Origin of the sequence: Collinsella aerofaciens, assembly GCF_040926405.1 — a bacterium.
Classification (GTDB): domain Bacteria; phylum Actinomycetota; class Coriobacteriia; order Coriobacteriales; family Coriobacteriaceae; genus Collinsella.
In genome coordinates this window covers 57,817-77,545 of the sequence record NZ_JBCOIG010000004.1, presented here as the reverse complement: position 1 = coordinate 77,545, position 19,729 = coordinate 57,817, and the positions used below count along the sequence as shown (strand labels likewise).

The 19,729-nt window shown below is 59.1% G+C and carries 17 protein-coding genes; 3 read left to right on the top strand and 14 right to left on the bottom strand.

Annotated features, from left to right (window positions below; translation table 11 throughout):
- Positions 1–34: 34 nt before the first annotated feature.
- Positions 35–1,264 (top strand): putative ABC transporter permease, encoded by a 1,230-nt coding sequence (locus AB5758_RS02940; protein ID WP_035136531.1) that lies wholly within the window; start codon positions 35–37, stop codon positions 1,262–1,264.
- A 106-nt stretch (positions 1,265–1,370) separates the two neighbouring features.
- Here AB5758_RS02940 and AB5758_RS02935 read toward each other — a convergent pair whose 3' ends face one another.
- From AB5758_RS02935 to AB5758_RS02895, 9 genes are all read right to left on the bottom strand, one after another.
- Positions 1,371–1,787, bottom strand: coding sequence for a molybdenum cofactor biosynthesis protein MoaE (locus tag AB5758_RS02935; RefSeq protein WP_368141106.1), 417 nt, complete (start codon positions 1,785–1,787; stop codon positions 1,371–1,373).
- A gap of 55 nt (positions 1,788–1,842) precedes the next feature.
- Complete coding sequence (locus AB5758_RS02930; protein WP_195503079.1) at positions 1,843–2,847, bottom strand: class B sortase; 1,005 nt, start codon at positions 2,845–2,847, stop codon at positions 1,843–1,845.
- Positions 2,848–2,882: 35 nt separating this feature from the next.
- Entirely contained in the window at positions 2,883–3,347 is a 465-nt protein-coding gene (gene purE / locus AB5758_RS02925; protein ID WP_006235810.1) for a 5-(carboxyamino)imidazole ribonucleotide mutase, read from the bottom strand.
- 613 nt (positions 3,348–3,960) lie between these two features.
- Complete coding sequence (locus tag AB5758_RS02920) at positions 3,961–4,869, bottom strand: ROK family protein (RefSeq protein WP_089572591.1); 909 nt, start codon at positions 4,867–4,869, stop codon at positions 3,961–3,963.
- Positions 4,870–4,893: 24 nt separating this feature from the next.
- Positions 4,894–6,381 (bottom strand): glycoside hydrolase family 1 protein, encoded by a 1,488-nt coding sequence (locus AB5758_RS02915; RefSeq protein ID WP_089572592.1) that lies wholly within the window; start codon positions 6,379–6,381, stop codon positions 4,894–4,896.
- Positions 6,382–6,466: 85 nt separating this feature from the next.
- Entirely contained in the window at positions 6,467–6,808 is a 342-nt protein-coding gene (locus AB5758_RS02910) for a PTS sugar transporter subunit IIA (RefSeq protein WP_089572593.1), read from the bottom strand.
- 2 nt (positions 6,809–6,810) lie between these two features.
- Positions 6,811–7,089: a PTS sugar transporter subunit IIB gene (locus AB5758_RS02905; RefSeq protein ID WP_368155360.1), complete on the bottom strand. Its 279-nt coding sequence runs from the start codon at positions 7,087–7,089 to the stop codon at positions 6,811–6,813.
- A gap of 66 nt (positions 7,090–7,155) precedes the next feature.
- Positions 7,156–8,418 (bottom strand): PTS sugar transporter subunit IIC, encoded by a 1,263-nt coding sequence (locus tag AB5758_RS02900; RefSeq protein WP_161155939.1) that lies wholly within the window; start codon positions 8,416–8,418, stop codon positions 7,156–7,158.
- A 184-nt stretch (positions 8,419–8,602) separates the two neighbouring features.
- Positions 8,603–9,406, bottom strand: a complete 804-nt coding sequence (locus AB5758_RS02895; RefSeq protein WP_233502133.1) for a ChbG/HpnK family deacetylase — start codon at positions 9,404–9,406, stop codon at positions 8,603–8,605.
- A 252-nt stretch (positions 9,407–9,658) separates the two neighbouring features.
- Here AB5758_RS02895 and AB5758_RS02890 point away from each other — a divergent pair, with 252 nt between their 5' ends.
- On the top strand, positions 9,659–10,480 hold the full coding sequence (locus AB5758_RS02890) for a MurR/RpiR family transcriptional regulator (RefSeq protein WP_368141104.1): 822 nt from the start codon (positions 9,659–9,661) through the stop codon (positions 10,478–10,480).
- Positions 10,481–10,500: 20 nt separating this feature from the next.
- On the opposite strand, the gene AB5758_RS02885 is transcribed toward AB5758_RS02890, so the two are convergent.
- The 3 genes from AB5758_RS02885 to AB5758_RS02875 form a co-directional block, all read right to left on the bottom strand.
- Positions 10,501–11,889 carry a glycoside hydrolase family 1 protein gene (locus tag AB5758_RS02885; protein ID WP_161155933.1) on the bottom strand — a complete coding sequence of 463 codons (1,389 nt, stop codon included), beginning with the start codon at positions 11,887–11,889 and terminating at the stop codon, positions 10,501–10,503.
- A gap of 362 nt (positions 11,890–12,251) precedes the next feature.
- Positions 12,252–12,500 (bottom strand): hypothetical protein, encoded by a 249-nt coding sequence (locus AB5758_RS02880; protein WP_368141103.1) that lies wholly within the window; start codon positions 12,498–12,500, stop codon positions 12,252–12,254.
- Between the two features lie 203 nt (positions 12,501–12,703).
- Positions 12,704–13,846: a PDDEXK nuclease domain-containing protein gene (locus AB5758_RS02875; RefSeq protein ID WP_089572600.1), complete on the bottom strand. Its 1,143-nt coding sequence runs from the start codon at positions 13,844–13,846 to the stop codon at positions 12,704–12,706.
- A gap of 120 nt (positions 13,847–13,966) precedes the next feature.
- Between AB5758_RS02875 and AB5758_RS02870 the strand changes: the two genes are divergently transcribed.
- Complete coding sequence (locus AB5758_RS02870) at positions 13,967–14,824, top strand: DMT family transporter (protein WP_368141102.1); 858 nt, start codon at positions 13,967–13,969, stop codon at positions 14,822–14,824.
- Here the strand turns inward: AB5758_RS02870 and carB are convergent.
- Positions 14,787–18,101, bottom strand: a complete 3,315-nt coding sequence (carB, locus tag AB5758_RS02865) for a carbamoyl-phosphate synthase large subunit (RefSeq protein ID WP_368152504.1) — start codon at positions 18,099–18,101, stop codon at positions 14,787–14,789. The two genes, AB5758_RS02870 and carB, sit on opposite strands and share 38 nt — an antisense overlap.
- Position 18,102: 1 nt before the next feature.
- The gene (gene carA, locus AB5758_RS02860; RefSeq protein WP_368152501.1) at positions 18,103–19,542 is read right to left on the bottom strand and encodes a glutamine-hydrolyzing carbamoyl-phosphate synthase small subunit; all 1,440 of its coding nucleotides are present in this window, start codon (positions 19,540–19,542) and stop codon (positions 18,103–18,105) included.
- Between the last annotated feature and the right edge of the window lie 187 nt (positions 19,543–19,729).

The following is a 19,729-nucleotide window of genomic DNA, read 5'->3' as shown; positions in this document are numbered from 1 at the left end:
CTTGTAGGCTACTACAAGACGAGAAAGGTAGCGTATGGATCGAAATCAACTCGACCCCAGTGTCCCCAGCACCACGGAGGCCAAGAAGATCCCCCTTATCATCAAGGTCTACGCAGTCCTGTGCACCCTATCTGGCGTGGGCACGCTCCCGTCAGTCGCCGTCTTTATGTGGCAGGTCATCACCGCACTCATTAACGGCAACGTCGCCGCTAAGCTCGGTGATAACACCCTAGTCGCGGTTGGCCTTATCGTCGCCGGCATTATGCTCTCGGCGGCAAGCGCGATCATCTTGATCGTCTTTGGCCTGGACCTCATCAAGGACCAGCGGCGCAATGCCGCCCGCCTGTCTTACGTCCTCATCGCATTTACCGTCGTGGAGCTTTTAGTTGACGTGATGCTCCAGGGCATCGGACCCTTCCTGCTGCGCCCCGCCGTCCAGCTTGTCATCCTCATTGCGCTGTCGGCCACCGTCGACCCCACGCTACGCCAGGAGCGCGAACTGCAGCGCCGTCTGCAAGAGATGCTCGACCGCGATGCCGCCGCCGAGGGGATGCTCGGCCGCGACGAAACCGGCGAGGGCTACATCAAGCTCAACTACTTCAACCTGTTCTGGGTATTCTTCGTCTGCAGCGTGTTAGGTCTCATTCTCGAGGAAGTCTGGCATATGGTCGTCGTCGATCCCGGCGTCTATCAGGACCGTGCCGGTATGCTATTTGGCCCCTTTAGCCCCATCTACGGATTTGGCGCGGTGCTCATGACCATGGCGCTCAACCGCTTCTATAAAAAGAATCCTCTGATCATTTTCCTGGTAAGTGCCCTGATCGGCGGCGCTTTCGAGGTGTTTGTAGGCTGGTTTATGCAGACCTCATTTGGCGTGGTGTCGTGGAACTATTCACACATTAGGCTATTCGGCATGCCCGATCCCATCGCGGTATTGACCGGGGGACGCACATGCACGCCGTTTGCCTGCATGTGGGGCCTGGGTGGCCTCATCTGGATCAAGGTCTTGCTGCCGCGCCTGCTTAAGCTCATCAATATGATTCCATGGAAACGCCGCTACTCTGCTACCGTCATCCTGACCGCCGTCATGTTGATCGACGGCGTCATGACGTTGCAATCGCTCGACTATTGGTATCAGCGCGTCAACGGAACCGTTCGAAATATTCCCGTCGCACAGTTCTATGACAAGCATTTCGATAACGAATATATGGAGAACCGTTTTCAGAGTATGACCATGAGCCCCAAGGACGCCACACGCGTGTAGCAAACGCCAGAGCAAAATAGCTCCAACACATCAAAGCCCGCTGGCAGATCTACATGAACTGCCAGCGGGCTTTCGCTATAGACAGACTCGGATTGCCGACGAGGCCTTACGCCTCGCGCTCGACCTCGCTCACGCACTCGTTCTTGATGGTGCCGACGAGCGACTGCAGCGCATCGACCACATGCGGGCGAATGTCTCCGCCAATGAGCACGAGCATGATGTCGTCGCCCACGGTAAGCTCGCCGCTCGCCAGCCACACGCGCACATAGCCGATACCCGGCATCGTGCGCGTCGCCTCGATAGCGGCCTGCACCTTTTCGGCATCGAAGCCAAACACCATGCCGCCCACCTTGTGGCCTGGCGCCACGCCATCGGTCTCGACTCCGCGCACTTCGGCCTTAGGCGTCGCACGCACCACGCCGTTGTGCGTCAGGTACATCCCACAATCAGCCGCCGAAGCATCGGCCTTGGCTTCGCGCAGCCAAGCATCAACCGAAGGCATCGATTTGCCGTTCTCAAGCATCATTTCTCCTTTTGATTTCCAGGGTAGTCTTTTTGGGACGGGGCTCCCGGACACTTTATTCCTCGACCGGCGTGAGTACCATGACGGCGCGCGTATTGCTAAATGACAGCGAACGGCAGGTCACAAGCGTTACGACCTTGGTTGCCGAAGCGGCACGATCGGTGGCATCGCTCGCCACGGCAGAGGCACCGTCGAGCATCTCGGACAGATAATTCTTCAGTCCGTCATCGCCCTCAAAGTTGGGCGTGCGCGCCTTGGCATACGTGTCCTCGACCACCTTGGTCGCCAGCGGACGCAGCTTATACGTTGCATCGCGCGTGATGTAATACACGTACTCGATGCTATCGAACGTCGCTTGGTCGGTGGTGTCCGAAATCACGTTGAACATCGACCCATCGTTCATATGGTGGCCGTAGATCGTGGTCTGCTGATCCACCATGCCCGGCGCGGTGTCGTCGCTATCCAAGAAGATGGCACCGGACGCGTTAGCCGTACCGTCAAACAGCGTGTTGAGGTATTTGGAGTTGTTGTTGGTCTGCACGACGGGATAGTTGATGTTGGTGCCGGGCGCATAAATCCAACCCACAACCTCGGGATTCGTCTGGGCAAGTGCATCAAAGTCGATAATCGGCACGCCGCTGGCGTCCTTGTCGCTCACATATTGTTTTTCGATCTTTTGATACGACTCGCTCGCCTGCTTGTAGCCAATCTGGGCGTTGATAAAGATGGCGGCAGCAGCAACGATTAGGCCGATGCCAATAATAATGAGCAAGATGGGGATAACGGAGCGGCGCTTTTTGCGCGGCGGCTCGGTATAGCTCGACGGAGCAGCGCCCGACTGTTTCGTAGAACGCGATTCTTTCTTGGCCGTATCATACGACGAAGGGCGATATGCAGCCGGCGTATCCTGGCGATGATGGGACATCGGCGTTACGGGACGCGGCGCGCGCGGCTGCTGAGGAGAGGATGTCCGACCCTGCTGTGCCGCATGGGCAGCACCCGGCTTCGACGGATCGGGAATCTGAGAAGCCTTGAATCGTTTTCCCTGATAGTCGGACATGGCTCTCCTTATACTGCGGTGAAACGGCGGAACGCCTAGGCGTCGGCCATCTCCTGCTTCATCTTCTCGATAACCTTGCGGTACTCGGGGTCGCAAGCGCCCAGAATCTGCGTGGCGTAGATGGCGGCGTTCTTGGCGCCGTTGATGGCAACGCAGGCCACGGGCACGCCCGAAGGCATCTGCACCATCGACAGCAGCGAATCCATGCCGCCCAGGTCACTCGTCTTCATAGGCACGCCGATGACCGGCAGCGGCGTAAAGGCAGCCACGACACCACCCAGGTGAGCGGCCTTGCCGGCGGCGGCGATAATTACTTTGATACCGCGATCGGCAGCAGTCGAGGCCCACTCGTGGACCTTCGCCGGCGTGCGGTGTGCGCTCGCAATGACGAGCTCATAGGGCACACCAAGCGCCTCGAGCTCGGCGGTGCAGCCTTCCATAACGCCCAGATCGGACTTGGAACCCATGATGATCCCGACAACCGGCTTTTGATCTGCCATAAACAAAGACCTCCTGTTGAGAGCGGTGACGCGGCGAATCCGCGACCCTTAACTACTGAGAGTAGTATAGCTGCTCCCGTCCCTGCGGTCTGCGTGGTGCTTTGCGGGCGGGCCAGGCTTTATCTTCACTCCGGTTGCTTTGCAAAGTCGTTCAGATAAAGCCTGTCCCGCCCGCAAAGCACCCCTCGACCTACCGGGGATTGCTATGACGTACGTTGGCTGATTTGGGTTGGAATGAAAGGTTTGCGGAGGGTTGTGGACAGTTAGTTCAGATACGTATTTTTTGGCCGTGCTTCTTGGCGCTAATAGAGTGGTTTGAAGTCACTTTGAGCCCCATGACAACCTTTCTCCCCCTTATATGAGCGTCTCCACCGGTTCAGAAAGTCAAATTCAGCCCAATCGGGCTCAGGTCGGCCTTTACACACCCTCTGAAAAATACGTATCTGAACTAACTGTCCAGCGACATTCTCGATCAACAGCAAAAGGCCTCCTGGCGAATGAAAATTCGCCAGGAGGCCCCTTACAAAACGTGGGCTCCTTCGTTCGAATGAACGAAGGAGCCCATACTCTTTTTTTAGGACAGGAGGCCGCGAGTCGGGCCACCAGCCGCCAATCAATCGCACTCGCCAAGCGAGCGGCGCAGCGTGCGCACAGCGCCAAGCAAATTGGCATCGTTGCCGTTCTGTGCTGGCTTGATGCAGGGCCTCGGTATGATGGGAAGAACGTGAGCCTGATCCATCATGCGCTCAAATGCCTCAAACAGCTCGGGACGGGCGCTGATTCCGCCGCCGACCACGATGACCTCAGGGTCGATGACCGACTGCAACCCCATCAGCATGTTGTCGAAGACCAACGCGTATGCATCCAGACCGCGACGAGCGTCCTCATCCCCCTCTTCAATCCAAGAGAAAATCCGATATCCGTCGATATCATCGGTCGGATCAATCCCCTTCGCCGCACACACCTGGTCTCGGAGCGCCCGCCAGCTGGTGACATCACCGTACACCGACCCAAAGGTCACGGGCTTGCGCACATCGTTGCTCACAAAGCACACGGTGCCGGCGAGATTGTGCGCGCCTCGCAAGATGTGACCGTCAACAACGATGGCACCGCCGAGACCCGTACCGATCACCACCATCAACCCCAGGGAGACCCCCTTCAGCGCGCCGACGGCATATTCTCCCAGTGCCGCGCACATCGCATCGTTCTCGATGGTTACGGGAAGCCCCGTGCTCTCGCGCAAGATGCGACCGAGCGGATATCCGTCCAAACAGTGAAGGGCGCCGCCTCCCCCAACCACGCCATCGGAATCGCCTTCGGAAAAGACTCCGGGCATACTTATTCCCACACCCCTCACCCGGGCGCGATGGGGCTCGATCACCGAGCGGAACGTTTCGATAACCTGGTCGGCGGGCGAGGTGCATGTTGGGATACTTCCGTGCTCCTCAATGTGGTAGTCGGCGTTCACCACCGCCCATTTCACCTGAGTGCCGCCCGCATCTATACCGAAATAGCAGTCCATAATCTTATCCCCTGTCCCATAGGGTTAGTCCAGGTCCTCGCCGTTGCTCTCGATGACCTTCTTGTACCAATAGAAGCTGTCCTTGCGGCTGCGCGCGAGCGTGCCCTTGCCCTCGTCGTCGCGGTCGACGTAGACGAAGCCGTAGCGCTTGCGCATCTCGCCCGTGCCGGCGCTGACCAGGTCGATGCAGCCCCACATGGTGTAGCCCATGAGGTCCACGCCGTCGAGTTCCACGGCATCCTCCATGCTCTGGATGTTCTTGCGCAGGTAGTCGATGCGGTAGCCGTCATGGATGGAGCCGTCGGCCTTCACCTCGTCGCTCCAGCCGATACCGTTCTCCACGATCCAAAGCGGCTTGTGATAGCGGTCGTAGAGCTCGTTCAAGGCGATGCGCAGGCAATACGGATCGGTCGCCCAGCCCCAGGCGTTGGTCTCGAGGTAGGGGTTTTTCACCATGCCGAAAGCGAGATTGCCGGACGCGACCTCGAGCTCCTTCTGGCGCAACGATACCGTCGAGCCTCCGTAGCACGAGAACGACAGGAAATCTGCCGGATAGGTTGCGAGAAGCTCGAGGTCGTTCTCGCCCATTTCCAGCTTGATGCCCGCGCGCTCCATCTCCCTCAAGCGATAGGCGGGATAGTGGCCGCCCACCTGCACGTCGGCATACCACAGCGCGTCACGCTCGCGTTCCATGGCGAGCAGATGATCGGCGGGGTCGGCGGAATAGGAGTAGATGGGGTTGTACGCGAGCATCTGACCCACCATGATCTTAGGGGAGATTTGGTGCGCCGACCGAACCGTAAGGGCAGACGCCACGAACTGGTTGTGCGCCGCCTGGGCCTTCGCATGGGGGCTCCCATCCGTAAGCCCGCCCGCCATGAAGCTCCCCATGCTCATCATGTTGATCTCGTTGAAGGTGAGCCAGTACTTCACCTTGCCCTGATAGTGCTTCATGACGCAGGTGGCGTAGCGCACGAACAGGTCGATGAGCTCGCGGCTCTTCCAACCGCCGTACTTGTTCACGAGCGCGAGCGGGGTCTCGTAGTGCGAGAGCGTCACGAGCGGTTCGATGCCGTACTTAGCGCACTCGTCAAACACGGCGTCGTAGAACGCTAGACCCTCGGTGTTGGGCTCAGCCTCCTCGCCCGTGGGGAAGATGCGCGCCCAGTTCATGGACAGGCGGAAGCACTTGAAGCCCATCTCGCCCATGAGGGCGATGTCCTCGGCGTAGTGGTGGTAGAAGTCGGTGGCCGTGTGGCTGGGATAGTAGTAGCCATCAACCACCGCCACCTCCAGCCCTTCAGGAAGTCCCTCCTCGCAAACCGCATACACGGGAAGCGCGCCGGTTTCCCCTGTCGCGGTATTACGCCACGTTATCTGCCGTGACACCGTATGGCTACCGCTGGTCATGGCGTCCGAGGTGTTCGGTCCTTTGCCGCCCTCTTCCCAGCCGCCCTCATACTGGTTGGCGGCGGTGGCGCCACCCCACAGGAAACCTTCCGGAAATGCCATTGGGTACCTCCTCGATCGTGAAAACATCTTCATGAAACGGGAAGACGGGCTGCATGGCAGTCCCGGCTTCCCGTCAGATAATCAGTTAGGCGCTTGCACCCATGCGTTGATAGACCGTGATGAAGCGCTCGGCAAGGATACGGAAGCCCTCAGCGCTCATGAGCTGATCCTCCGCATGCAGCAAGATGATGCGAAACGGCAGCTCCTCGCCGCTGGCCTCTTGCTGAAGCAGTTTCATGTGAGCGTCGTGGCCTGCGTTGAACACCACGTTGCCCTCGTCGATAAGTTTCCGGGCGGCCTCAAAATCACCATTCTCGGCACAGGTTATCGCTTCGAGGTAGCAGCTGCGCGCGCTCCCCACCTGAGCGACGATAGAGAAGCACGTCATTTCAAACTGATCGATCGCTTCTTGTTTGATCTCTGACATGGCTATGCCCCCAGCAACTTTCGAGCCTGTTTGAGCACGGCCTCGGCGTTCATTGTCCCATACGCTGTCATATCAATCGGCTCCACCGGACAGTTCACTTGATTCTTCACCTTGTTGAGTTCAAAGCGAACCTGCGGTCCCAGCAGGATAACGTCGCTATCCGCATATTCCGCCGCTTGGTTGACAGGGTGCGCCTCGATGGTGCACACGAAACCGTCTTTTTCAGCCGTCTGTTGCATGCGCTGTACCAGCATGCTCGTCGAAGCGCCCGCGGCGCACATAAGTACGATATGTTTCATCCTACGCTCCCAACCTCATGGAAAATGATGGTGTGAATATGAAAATCCCTATGCGGCCGATTCCTCGAGAGCGGCCTGCTCCTCTCGCAACGCCTGGCGATCAGCCATAAGGGTGAAGGGGGTATACATGAGCACCGACACCGCCAAAACCGCAACCGAGATCACCAGGCACCCGATGCCGCCCTGCATGAATGCGATGACCGGCTGGGGAAGCACCCAGGGAAGCTGAATCGTGGGATTGAACGCAGCCCCAAGACCGAGGGCGTAAAGCGCCTGGACCACGATGGCGCAGACCGGGATGTTCAGCACGAACGGGATGAAGTACGTGGGATTCAGCACGACCGGCAGACCGAACATGAGCGGCTCGGAGATATTGAAAAGCGACGGAACAAGCGCGATGCCGCGAATCGCCTTGAAGCGCTCGGACTTGGTGAAGAGCAGCGAGATGCTGATGCCCAGGGCGTTAGCCTGGCCACCGATGGCGGTGCCGAGCGCGACGACGGCCCAAGCGCCATAGGGCAGTGCCTCGCCCGCGATGATGGCCTCGGTGTTAGCAGCGCTGCAAGCCATGATTACCGGAGCGTAGAAGTTGAGCATCACGTTGGGGTGGACACCGAAGAACCAGAAGATCGACTGCAGCGAGCACACGATGATATAGGCCAAAGGAGAGGCACCGACCATCGTGACCGGCGTGCCGATCAAGGTGTTGATCATATCGAACAGGTTGCCCCACGGGGTGAAAGAAAGACCCCACTTGGCAAACCACACCGCAGTGAATAGCACGATGGCGGCAAACATCGGCGACAGCGAGTCTGCAACCATGGGCGGAACCATATCGGGGAGCTTGATTTCAAGCTTGCTCATCAAAATGGCTGTCACCTTCGGCACGATCAGGCCAAGCAGAATGGCGACGAAGATGCCGTTCGATCCCATGTACGACGTGTTGATGAAACTCGCCATGGGAATATCCTCGAACGATTGCTGCGGCATGAATGCCAAAAACACCGCGCCGCTCACGATGCCACCGGTATAACCGCTAAGGCCGCATACCTTACCCCACCTCAAACCGATGAAGAAGGAGATGTATATACCCATCATGTTCATGGTAACGGTGAGGATGGAGTTGCCGGTCGCCATGAGACCGCTCGAAACCACCCAATCGGAGAACCCCGGAATGGGGAAGTTGATGAGAATCGCGATAACCGAGACGCCAAGGGTCATGGGCAGCGTGCACATCATGCCGCCCATGAGGGCGTCGAGCATCTTGCTGTCAGCAACCTTGCTTGCCACAGGTGCGATTGTCTTATCCATTATGTTTTGGATCTTGTCGAATACCGCCATGTTTCAGCTCCAATCTTTGCAGTGAACTCTATCGATGCCCGCGTGCGGCATCTTCCCCTCTAGATAGCGCATCCACCTCTCTTCAAAATCACAACGACGTGCTTCAGGCAGTACGCCATTCAGCGTGAATTGGCGAGATTGCCCCAGCGGAAGCTTACGTCAGGTCCGCGTACGTCACGAGCCCCACGTCCTGCTCTGCAAGCCATGCGGCGACATCAGGGTCGACAAGCATCGCGGCTTCCCGGATGCGGGCCTCGAGCATGGTCGAGTTATCTCGCAAGTACGCGTCGATATAACCTGGGTGAAACACCATGAGACGGCATATCCCTTCCGGTGTCGTTTCAAGCGCCTCTCGAAGCGCCGCAAAGGGATCCGCTTCATATGACGAGAAATCCTTGGGAACATAGGAAAGCACCGGCGTCGAGCGAAAGGTGACTGGCTCGCCCGGAGCACCCATCGCGAAATAGGGCAGGCCGTGACGCTCGGCAACGATCTCAAGGCCGCGGAAGAACATGGGGCTTGCGACCGCATGTCCCTCGAAGTAATCGGGCTCACGCCCGACGAGCTCAAGGAATCGCCGATACTGCGCCTCGATTTCGATAATGACCTCGTCAAGCACCACGAAGTCCTCCCCAGCCCGCGCGGCGGCGCGATATGCTGAGCTCCGCTTGAAATTGCCATCATCGTCAACGATGCTCGAGATGAGCGAGGAATCGCTGAGGGGCCTACCCGTGCAGATATTGGTGTGCTGGCCCAAGCAGAGATCCTTGATTTGCAGGCGCGCCAAACCGCTTTCTGCAAGCGGCATGTTGGTCATGACGCCCACCGAGCGAATGAGCCCCGCTTGGACCGCGGCCGCTATCCCGCAATTAACACCGTCGCTGTAACCTAAATCGTCGGCGCGCAGCAATAACCGCTTCATCCGATCCTCCTCAACCGATATCTCGTCGAGCGGCAAAGCAACGAAGCGATGCCCTGTGTAGAGCCGATGCCGTGTTCCGGCGGGGCGGCAAGCTTCGTCGTCTCTTCTTGCATTAAGTATGACGCCGGCTATATCCAAAATCGGTTACATGCTGTGCCACAAGGTTGCGAGATGGCTACGCGAGTTTCATAACGTGAAACTCCGCAGGAATACCGGCATGTTTGAGCTATAGTTTGGTCAAATGAGGCCCTCTTATTCGGGCCACTGAGCATAAAGGGGACAGCCATCATGGAAAAATCCATCTCGATGGGATCGGTTGCCGAACGGTTGCTTGACTACATCGACACCGCAATGCAGCACGACACCAACTACGAGATAGCGACCACGCTGGTGAAAAACTACAGCAAGCTGAGCGAGCTCTCGATTGGAGAAATCGCCGACATGTGCTTCGTCTCGAAGGCTTCAGTGTCGCGATTCTGCCGGTTTATGGGTTTCGCTGATTTCAAGGACCTGCGCAACCAGCTTGAACATGACGTCCTCAAAACCGGGTTGTTTCCACATGCCTTTGTAGAACAGCTGTCAAACGACACGGAAGGCGCTCTGGCATCCTACCGGGAGGCGATCCTGCTCAATATCGAAACGACCATCTCGGCGGCAAACATCGCGAAACTGCCCGCCATTGTCGATGATTTGCACGACAGCGGGCATGTCGCGTTCTTCTCCCACCACTTCCTCTGGGACGTGGGCCGCTACTTCCAAAGCAGGCTCACCATCATGAACCGCCCCACCGAGCTTTACCTCGATTATTCATCGCAGCTCGCCTGCGCGCAATCGCTCACCAAATCCAGCCTCGCCATCATTTGCAGCATAGGGGGAACATACCCCATTCGTTATCCAGAAATCGTCAACGCACTCGCCGCCTCCGGCTGTCGTCTTCTCGCCATCACACAAAACACCTCAAGCGCCTACTGGAACCATGCCTCCTGCATACTGAGCTGCGGAGTGACCAACAACATCGACACGGGCAAGTTCGGTGCGCTTGCCGCCATCGACTTGATAGTCATGGAATACCTGAGGCGTTATGGAGCCGATTCCGGTACTGGCGAGTAATCTCGTCGGACCACCGACGCTCAGCAGGGCAAGCCGTTTTCTCTAATCACGTCCTGATACCAGAAGAAGCTGTCCTTCCTGAAACGAGCGCATTGCTTCGCATCGGTTTCCGTGCGATCGACATACAGAAGGCCGTAGCGCTTAGTGAACCCCTGATGACTTGAGCATAGATCCATGAGGCTCCAAACGCAGTAGCCGAAGACGGGATAGCCTTCGCGAATGAGCTCCTCGACCTCGCCCAAATGTCGTGAAAGGTATTCGATGCGCACGGCATCATGCACCCTGTTCTCCTCGTCAAGTGACTCGGAAAGCGCCATGCCGTTCTCCGTGACGATCATCGGAAGCTGGTAGCGATCGTAGAGCTTGCGCATGCCCACGCGAAGCCCAAGGGGGTCGATGCCGTTCGACATCCACTCGGTCGGCGCGATCGCAGGGTTATCGCAGAGTTCGAAATCCCCGCCCGACCACGGAGGGAACCGGTCGAAGCGGATGGGCTCCGTGCGCTCATGCGCACAATTGCTGAAATAGTAGTTCACCCCAAGAAAATCGGGCCTCGTCGCGACCAGGATGTCGTGGTCCCCGCACTCAACAACAGGGTAGAAACCTTCGCGCTCCAGGTAATAGCGCGCATAAGGCGAGATGTCGCCGCGCACACTCAGGTCGAGCAGGTAGTTCTGCATCATCTCCTCGGCGTTCATGGCCGCAAGCACATCCGCCGAAGCGCTCGTCCGCGGGTTGACCACCTGCATGGCGACAACGGGGCCGATCTGCGCATCGGGGTCGATCTGTCGCAGACACGCGATGGCGCGATGCTCGGCAAGAGCGACATGATAGCTCATCTGGTAGGCGTTCTTCTGCCGTTGGCGCGGATCGGTTTCGGTGTCACCCGTGTTGCTGGGCGCGGAGGTCGCAATTAGCTGTTCATTCACGGTAACCCAGCGCTTGACGCGCCCCTTGAAGTGCGTGAAGCAGATTTCGGCATAGCGCACATAGAAGTCGATCATCTTACGGCTCTTCCAGCCGCCGAAGGCCTCGACCAACGCACTCGGACATTCGAAGTGATACAGGGTGACCAAGGGCTCGATCCCTCGCTCCAGCAGGTAGTCAATCAGCTGGTCATAAAACGCCAAGCCCTCAGGATTGGGATCCCCCGAGGCATCGGGCATGATGCGGCTCCAAGCGAAACCCATCCGGTAGACCTTGATGCCGAGCTCGGCCATGAGGTCGACATCCTCACGCCAGTGATGATAGTGGTCCGAGGCGATCTTGTTATCGGCGATGCCGGGACGCCCCGGGCCGCGATCGGTGGTTGCCGGACCTTTGCCTCCTTCATCATACCCACCCTCAACCTGAAAAGCGCTGGTGGAAGCACCCCAGAGGAAACCTTCGGGAAACCGGTGCTGAGTCATGAGTTCAACCTCTCGTCACGGATGTCACTTCTTGCAACTCCCGTTATAACGGATGTACGAACCAAAGCCTGTTACTCATTCCCGGGCAATGTTTCACGATTTGAAAACGGCCGTGCCATCATGCACCGCAAACTCTAAAGAACATGCCGTCGCGAAGGCCAAGCCTCATGCCCGCCACCGTCACGTGCCGGCGCCGCACACCGCCAAGCCGCTACTCCCCGTCGCGGAAGGTCAGGAGGTCGCGGTAGTCCGTGTCGCGCGTGCTGCCCGTCTTCGAGAACGGGTTCACCGAAGCAGGACACCTCATCCTCAAGATCTACCTCCTCGACGAAACCAAGGTCGATTTAGGAGACGCAACGTTACTACAGCGCAGGGAAAACGGCCCGCCGAATAAAATCGGATCGATCCCCCGTCTTTCGGTCGATTGCCACCACCATGGATGCCGAAAAGCGCACGGTAACTGCAACAAGCGGCTCATCAGCAACAACGCTAGGCCTGACATGGATGCGCTCAAGACGACCCGTCCAAATCTCTTGCTCAAACTCTACGCTCTCGCGCTCGATATCTTCGTCTGTCAGGACCGATCCATCAGCTAGTTTGTACTCAGTCATTATCTAGAACCTCCCTCTCAGACAAACCATGCTTGAGAGCATTGCGGTGGACAATTGCCATGGAAGTATCCTCTCCTCCAGGCAGAGTTTGTCATACTCATTGCATGACAAACTCTGCCTTGATACGTTCCCCACCCCATGCTCATCGGCAAAGCTCAAGGCCATAAGCGAAATAAGCTTCTAACACCGAACAATTCCTACCGCTACCCATCAGACCTCTCCAGCAACATCCGTAAGTCATCGATGGGCGGCAGAGCATCGAGCAACTCTCGTGGCATATCCTTCGACGTCTTATAGGTGGCCACACCCATGGGTTTTGTGAAGTCTTGGATCACATAGTCAACAAATCCCTTGTCCATGTCTTTGCAAAGCACAAGGCCTATGGAGGGATTCTCGTGCTCGCGACGCTCAAAGTCGTCCAGGATGCGTAGATAGCCAGAGAGCTGGCCGAGATAGGCCGGCTTGAAGGGGCCGCTCTTGAGCTCGACTGCAACTAAACAGTTGAGGTCGCGGTTGAAGAACAGGAGGTCGATGTACTGATCGATGCCAAAGGCGTCGAGATGGTACTGGTTTCCCACAAACGCGAAGGCTCGACCGAACGTCATGATGAACTGCTTGATATTCTGCACGATGCCTTGCTCTAACACGCGCTCGTCGACATCCTCCGCATCGCGCACCCCGAGTTCCTCAACATTGATAAAGTCGAGCAGATACTCGTCCTTGAACGTGGCGATAGCGCGCAGCGCCTGCTGACCCTTTGGCAGCGTTGAGAGGAAGTTGTTGGAGACCTCTCCTTGATGATGAAAGTCGTCCGCCTTCAGCGAGCGTTTGAGCGCCTCCACACTTAAGTGCTCAAATGCGCACTTGTGAATGTAGAAGAGCCGCTCGTCAAGGGTCTTAGCACCTGCAAGGATATACCGATGATGGGTAAACCCAATCGCTAAAAAATCATCGAGAGAACATGTGTTTGAATTCGGCACTTGCAAGTGACGAATTTGCAGAAGGCCACCGTCTGAAGATTCGTCACTCACGAGTGACGAATCGAGAAACGCCTGTTCATCGCCCGGAGCAGACCAAGCTTCAAAGAAGATTCGCATATATTTGAGACTTGTTGTGGAGAAGCCCCTGAGTCCTGGCAGCTCCTTCCGCAATTGTTCGCTGATGGTTTTGAGCGCGTTGGTTCCCCACGTGCCATTGCGCGTGTTGGCGGAGACGTAGCCTCCCACGGCGAAATAGAGCTGCAGCTGCTGAGCGTTGGCGCTCTTCGCCGCAGCATACTGCGCACGCAATATCGCCGTCTTGATGGTCTGAACTTCCTCACGATAGCCCGTAATCTCTGACATCATGGCGTTCTCCTCTTCTTACGAACTTGTGTTCCATGACGCGTTCTATGCTATCAACGCGTGCGGACACAAAATTGCGCGTACCATAGAGGCGTTTTCTGCTTCGCCTCGTTTGGGAGATGTATGTCCAAACCCTCATCCGCACTCGACGCCAGCTCTTGCGATGTTTACGCCGACTCCGCGCGCCACCCTCTCACGCGCACATGGTGCGTAGCTGCGCTCGCCCTCATCTGCTGCGCGCTCTGGGGCAGTGCGATCCCCTGCATCAAGATCGGCTACGAGCTTCTCGGCATCCAAAACGGCGACGTACCATCGGAGTTTCTCTTCGCTGGCGTGCGCTTTATGCTTGCCGGCGCTATCGCACTTGCCGCTGCAGTCATAACAAGACGTCGCTTGCCTCGCGTCTCACGCACGGGATGGCCACTCGTTATCAGACTCTCGCTTGCCCAAACTATCGTGCAGTACGCCTTCTTTTATATCGGCGTTTCAAACGCTTCGGGTGTGCGCGGCTCAATCGTCAACGCTATGAACACGTTTCTCTGCGTGTTGATGGCAGCGCTCGTGTTCCGGCAAGAACGGCTCACTGCGCGCAAAGTCCTCGGCTGCGCTATAGGTTTTACCGGAGTCGTTATCGTCAACCTCACTGGTGGCGATAGCGGCGGCGCCGTCACGCTCACAGGCGAGGGCTTCATCCTTATTGCCGCTGTCTCCTACGCTGTCTCGTCTGCCCTCATCCACACCTACTCCCAGCGCGAGGACCCCGTGGCGCTCAGCGGCTACCAGTTTATCAGCCCTAGTCATCGCTCAAAGCCCCTTCGGCAGCACACGGTGCCACCGAGTCACCGCAGGCCGGGGCGGGAGGCGGTCCTTTCTCTCGGAAAACTTCGCGAAGCCCAGTTTCCGAGAGAAAGTGTCCGGCTGCCGCCCCGGCCGGCCAGGTCAACTACACCGTGTGCTGCGGCAGGTCCTGCAGGGCGATGACGTCCATGCCCATGTCGTTGGCGCTACCGTGACCCTGCTGGTCCTCACGCACCGCCTCGATGGCACTCACGTACGTGTTGGCGGCAGACATCGCCGTCACGCAGGTCACGCCACGACGGACGGCCTCGGTGCGCAGTAGATAGCCGTCGCCACGAGAACCCGGGCCATACGGCGTATTGACGATCACCGCAATCTTGCCGTCGGCGATCAGGTCGCCGATGTTGGGACGCTCGCCATCGTGCGGGCCGCTAATCTTCTCCACGACCTCACACGTCACGTTGCCGCCGCGCAGCACGCGCGCCGTACCCTCGGTGGAGCAGATATCAAAGCCCAGGTAGCGAAGGATACGCGCGACCGAAAGGATATGACGCTTGTCGCGGTCGCACACGCTAATGAACACCTTACCGGCGCTCGGGTCGGGCAGCTTGTAATCAATCGCCAGCTGCGTCTTGGCGTATGCCTCGGGATAGCTCTTGGCGATACCCATGACCTCGCCCGTCGACTTCATCTCGGGCCCCAGGATAACGTCAGCGCCCGGGAAACGACCCCAGGGCATAACGGCTTCCTTCATGCAGAACCAATCGAGCTGACGCTCGTCGCTCGGCAGGCCCAGGCTGGCGATGGAATCGCCTGCCATGATACGCGCCGCGCACTTGGCCAGCGGCACGCCGGTGGCCTTGGAGATGAACGGCACGGTACGGCTGGCACGCGGGTTGGCCTCGATCACGTAGACGGTCTCGCCCTTAATGGCGTACTGCACGTTAACCAGGCCGCGTACGCCCAGCGCCATCGCGATGCGGCGCGTGGTCTCGCGAAGCTTTGCCTGCAGGCTCTCGCTAAAGCTGAACGGCGGAATGCAGGTCGCAGAGTCGCCGGAGTGAATACCGGCCTCCTCGATATGCTCCAGAATGCCGCCGATGTAGACCTCTTCGCCATCGCACAGGGCGTCGACATCGGACTCGATCGCGCCCTCCAGGAAGCGGTCCAGATACACCGGGTAGTCGGGGCTAATGCGCGCAGCCTCGGCCATGTAATCGCGCAGATGCTCGGCATCGTAGGCGATCATCATGCCGCGGCCGCCCAGCACGTAGCTCGGACGCACCAGCAGCGGGTAGCCAATATGCGCGGCTACGACCTCGGCCTCCTCAAACGAGGTGGCCTGGCCCGCCGGCGGGTACATGATACCCAGCTTGTCGAGCAGAGCGGCGAAGCGCTCGCGGTCCTCGGCAAAGTCGATGGCATCGGGCTTGGTGCCCATGATGTTCACGCCGCTCTCCTCGAGCATGCGCGCCAGCTTAAGCGGGGTCTGGCCGCCAAGCGTCACCACGACGCCATCGGGGCGCTCAACGTCGATAACGTCCATGACGTCCTCGTAGGTGAGCGGCTCAAAGTACAGGCGGTCGGACGTGTCGTAGTCGGTCGAGACGGTCTCGGGATTGCAGTTGACCATGATGGTCTCAAAGCCGCGGGCCGCCAGCGCATAGCTCGCATGCACGCAGCAGTAATCGAACTCGATGCCCTGGCCAATACGGTTGGGGCCGGCGCCCAGGATCATCGCCTTGGGCTTGTCCGCCGGCGTGGTCTCGTCGGGAGCCACGCACTTCTTGGCATCCGGGCTCGTGCGGTAGATGTTCTCGTACGTCTTGTAGTGGTACTCCGTGGCGCTCGAGAACTCCGCAGCGCAGGTATCGACCGTCTTCATGCTGGGAACCACGCCCAGACCCTTGCGATAGGCGCGCACAAAGCGCTCGTCCGAGCCGGTCAGCGCGGCGATCTCGGCGTCGCTCGTACCGTACTGCTTGAGCAGGCGCATCGCGTCGGCGTCGATATCCTCCACACGCAGGCCGCGGATGCTCTCCTGGACCTGCACCATATCGTTGATACGGTTGAGGTACCACGGATCGATACCGCAGATGGCATGGATGCGAGCAATGTCCCAGCCACGGCGCAGGGCCTCGACCACAAAGAAGATGCGATGCTCGGTCGGGGTGGCCACGGCCTGAGCAAGCTCGTCGTCGCTCAGCTTATCGGCACCCTCTTTGCCACCGGCGCAAATGCCCTGGTGGCCGTCCTCCAGCGAGCGCATGGCCTTGCCAAAGGCCTCCTCAAAGGTGCGGCCGATCGCCATGATCTCGCCCACGGCCTTCATGCGCGTGGTGAGCGTGGGGTCGGTTCCCTTGAACTTCTCGAAGGCAAAGCGCGGCACCTTGACCACACAGTAGTCGATTGTGGGCTCAAAGCAGGCGGGCGTAGCCTTGGTGATGTCGTTGACGATCTCGTCGAGCGTGTAGCCCACAGCCAGACGCGCGGCGGCCTTGGCGATGGGGAAACCCGTGGCCTTGGAAGCGAGGGCGGACGAGCGGCTCACGCGCGGGTTCATCTCGATGACGATCAGGCGGCCGGTCTGGGGGTTCACGGCAAACTGCACGTTAGAGCCGCCGGTCTCGACGCCAATCTTCTCCAGAATGGCGAGCGAGGCCACGCGCATGCGCTGATACTCAAGGTCGGAGAGCGTCTGCGCCGGCGCCACAGTGATGGAGTCGCCGGTGTGCACGCCCATGGGGTCGAGGTTCTCGATGGAGCACACGATGATGCCGTTGCCGGCGTGGTCACGCATAACCTCCATCTCGTACTCTTTCCAACCCTCGATGGACTCCTCGACCAGCACCTCGTGGGCAGGCGAGAGTTCAAGGCCCTGGCTCACGATGGAGACGAGCTCCTCGTGGGTGTGAGCGATGCCGCCGCCGGCGCCGCCGAGGGTAAAGCTCGGGCGCAGTACGCAGGGATATCCCACGCGCTCGGCGATGGCCTCGGCGTCGGCCACGCTGTAGGCATAGCCCGAGCGCGCGACCTCCAGGCCGATCTCGGCCATGGCCTCGTTAAAGAGCTTGCGGTCCTCGCCGCGCTCGATGGCGGCCAGGTCGCAGCCGATCATCTCGACGCCGTACTTGTCGAGCGTGCCGTCTTTCGCCAGCTCGACGGCGGCGTTCAGACCGGTCTGGCCGCCCAGCGTGGGCAGCAGCACGTCCGGGCGCTCTTTCTTGATTACGCGCTCGATAAATTCGGCGGTGATGGGCTCGACATAGGTGCGGTCGGCAAGACCCGGGTCGGTCATGATGGTCGCCGGGTTGGAGTTGACCAGGATGACCTCAAAGCCATCCTCCTTGAGCACCTTGCAGGCCTGGGCGCCGGAGTAGTCGAACTCGCAGGCCTGGCCGATGACGATGGGGCCCGAACCAATGACGAGGATGCGCTTGATGTCAGTACGTTTAGGCATGTTAGTTCTCCTCGGTCTCAGCGGTCTCGGACTCAGCAAAGTTCCAGCCAGCCAGGCGGTCCTTCGCGGTGTCGATGTCCAGGTAGTTCTCCTCGCCGTCCATGAGTCGCGTAAAGGCGGTAAAGAGATAGTGGGCATCGGTGGGGCCAGGCGAGGCCTCGGGGTGGTACTGGACCGAGAAGCACGGGGCGTCGAGCAGCTGGATGCCCTCGGCGGTGCCGTCGTTGAGGTTCACATGTGTCAGGCGAATGCGGCCAAAGCGCTCGTTCATCACGACCGGCGCGATTCCGCGGCGCACCCAGACGCGCAGATCTCCATCGGCCGCATGCTCGGTCTCGCCGCCGGAAAGCTCGGGGACAAGCTTGCCCAAGCTGGGGAACAGCAGGCCAAAGCCATGGTTTTGCGCGGTGATCTCCACGCGACGGCTTACCAGGTTCATGACCGGCTGGTTGCCGCCGCGGTGACCGAACTTAAGCTTTTCCATCTGGGCGCCGCAGGCCAGGCTGATCATCTGGTGACCAAGACAAATACCAAAGACCGGCACCTTGCCGATCAGCTGCTGCACCTGCTCGTAGGTCTCCACCACGGCGTCGGGGTCGCCGGGGCCGTTGGACAAAAAGACGCCATCGGGATTCATGTCGAGCACCTCACTCGCGGGCGTATCCCACGGCACGACGGTAAGATCGCAGCCGGCGCGCACCAGGCCCTCCAGAATGCCGCGCTTCACACCGCAGTCGTAGGCGACCACTTTGTGACGGGCAGGAGCGGCAGCCGAAAGCGCAAAGTCATGCGTGGCAGGCAGGTCGGCGGCCACAAACTCGTGAGGCGCGGGGCAGCTTACGGTCTTGACCAGGTTCTCGCCTACCAGCGTGGGCGCTGCGGCCAGACGCTCGGCAAGCTCGTCGACGTCGAAGATCTCGGTCGAGATAATGCCCATTTTGGAACCATTGTCGCGCAGATGGCGCACCAGAGCGCGGGTGTCGACGCCCTCGATAGCGACGATGCCGTGAGCGCGCAGGTACTCCGGCACGCTAACGACCGAGCGCCAGTTAGAAGGCGTGGCGCACATGTCGCGAACGATCATGCCGCGCATGGCCGGAGCGCTCGCAGGGCGCACGGCGTCGCCGGGGAAGGCCGACTGGACGTCGGTCTCGTCGATACCGTAGTTGCCGATCTGCGGATAGGTCATGGTTACGATTTGGCCGGCATAACTCGGGTCGGTCATGACCTCAAAGTAGCCCTCGAGCGAGGTGTTGAAGCAGACTTCGCCGGTCGCGGTGCCCTCGGCGCCGCATGCACGTCCATAAAAAATGGTCCCATCCTCAAGATACAGGATGCAGGGACCGCAGGTGCCCTTGCTGGTTTTGGCCAGCATGCGCTGGCAAAGCTCGCTGGGCGCGAAGGTGCGGGCGGCAGCGCCCGCGGTATGGTTGTTCGCCATAATTCTCCTTCCCGGTCTCACAGGACCGGCTTAAAGGTGTGTAGTTAGGCCTCGCGGTATTGTAACCGCAAGCATGCCTCATGGCGTTAATTTCATCGAAATGTTTACGAAATGATAATTATGACTTTCTATGCATAATGATTTCTCTGGGACGGGGATTAAAAAATCATCCCGCGGGGCTTGTGGC

Excerpts from the sequence above, each read along its gene's own strand:
- AB5758_RS02940 (WP_035136531.1), top strand. The coding sequence starts at position 35 with ATGGATCGAAATCAACTCGACCCCAGTGTCCCCAGCACCACGGAGGCC.
- AB5758_RS02930 (WP_195503079.1), bottom strand. The coding sequence starts at position 2,847 with ATGTCCGACTATCAGGGAAAACGATTCAAGGCTTCTCAGATTCCCGAT.
- carA (WP_368152501.1), bottom strand. The coding sequence starts at position 19,542 with ATGGCGAACAACCATACCGCGGGCGCTGCCGCCCGCACCTTCGCGCCC.
- purE (WP_006235810.1), bottom strand. The coding sequence starts at position 3,347 with ATGGCAGATCAAAAGCCGGTTGTCGGGATCATCATGGGTTCCAAGTCC.
- AB5758_RS02935 (WP_368141106.1), bottom strand. The coding sequence starts at position 1,787 with ATGCTTGAGAACGGCAAATCGATGCCTTCGGTTGATGCTTGGCTGCGC.
- AB5758_RS02910 (WP_089572593.1), bottom strand. The coding sequence starts at position 6,808 with ATGTCAGAGATCAAACAAGAAGCGATCGATCAGTTTGAAATGACGTGC.
- AB5758_RS02890 (WP_368141104.1), top strand. The coding sequence starts at position 9,659 with ATGGAAAAATCCATCTCGATGGGATCGGTTGCCGAACGGTTGCTTGAC.
- AB5758_RS02915 (WP_089572592.1), bottom strand. The coding sequence starts at position 6,381 with ATGGCATTTCCGGAAGGTTTCCTGTGGGGTGGCGCCACCGCCGCCAAC.
- AB5758_RS02875 (WP_089572600.1), bottom strand. The coding sequence starts at position 13,846 with ATGATGTCAGAGATTACGGGCTATCGTGAGGAAGTTCAGACCATCAAG.
- AB5758_RS02870 (WP_368141102.1), top strand. The coding sequence starts at position 13,967 with ATGTCCAAACCCTCATCCGCACTCGACGCCAGCTCTTGCGATGTTTAC.
- carB (WP_368152504.1), bottom strand. The coding sequence starts at position 18,101 with ATGCCTAAACGTACTGACATCAAGCGCATCCTCGTCATTGGTTCGGGC.
- AB5758_RS02880 (WP_368141103.1), bottom strand. The coding sequence starts at position 12,500 with ATGACTGAGTACAAACTAGCTGATGGATCGGTCCTGACAGACGAAGAT.
- AB5758_RS02900 (WP_161155939.1), bottom strand. The coding sequence starts at position 8,418 with ATGGATAAGACAATCGCACCTGTGGCAAGCAAGGTTGCTGACAGCAAG.
- AB5758_RS02905 (WP_368155360.1), bottom strand. The coding sequence starts at position 7,089 with ATGTGCGCCGCGGGCGCTTCGACGAGCATGCTGGTACAGCGCATGCAA.
- AB5758_RS02920 (WP_089572591.1), bottom strand. The coding sequence starts at position 4,869 with ATGGACTGCTATTTCGGTATAGATGCGGGCGGCACTCAGGTGAAATGG.
- AB5758_RS02885 (WP_161155933.1), bottom strand. The coding sequence starts at position 11,889 with ATGACTCAGCACCGGTTTCCCGAAGGTTTCCTCTGGGGTGCTTCCACC.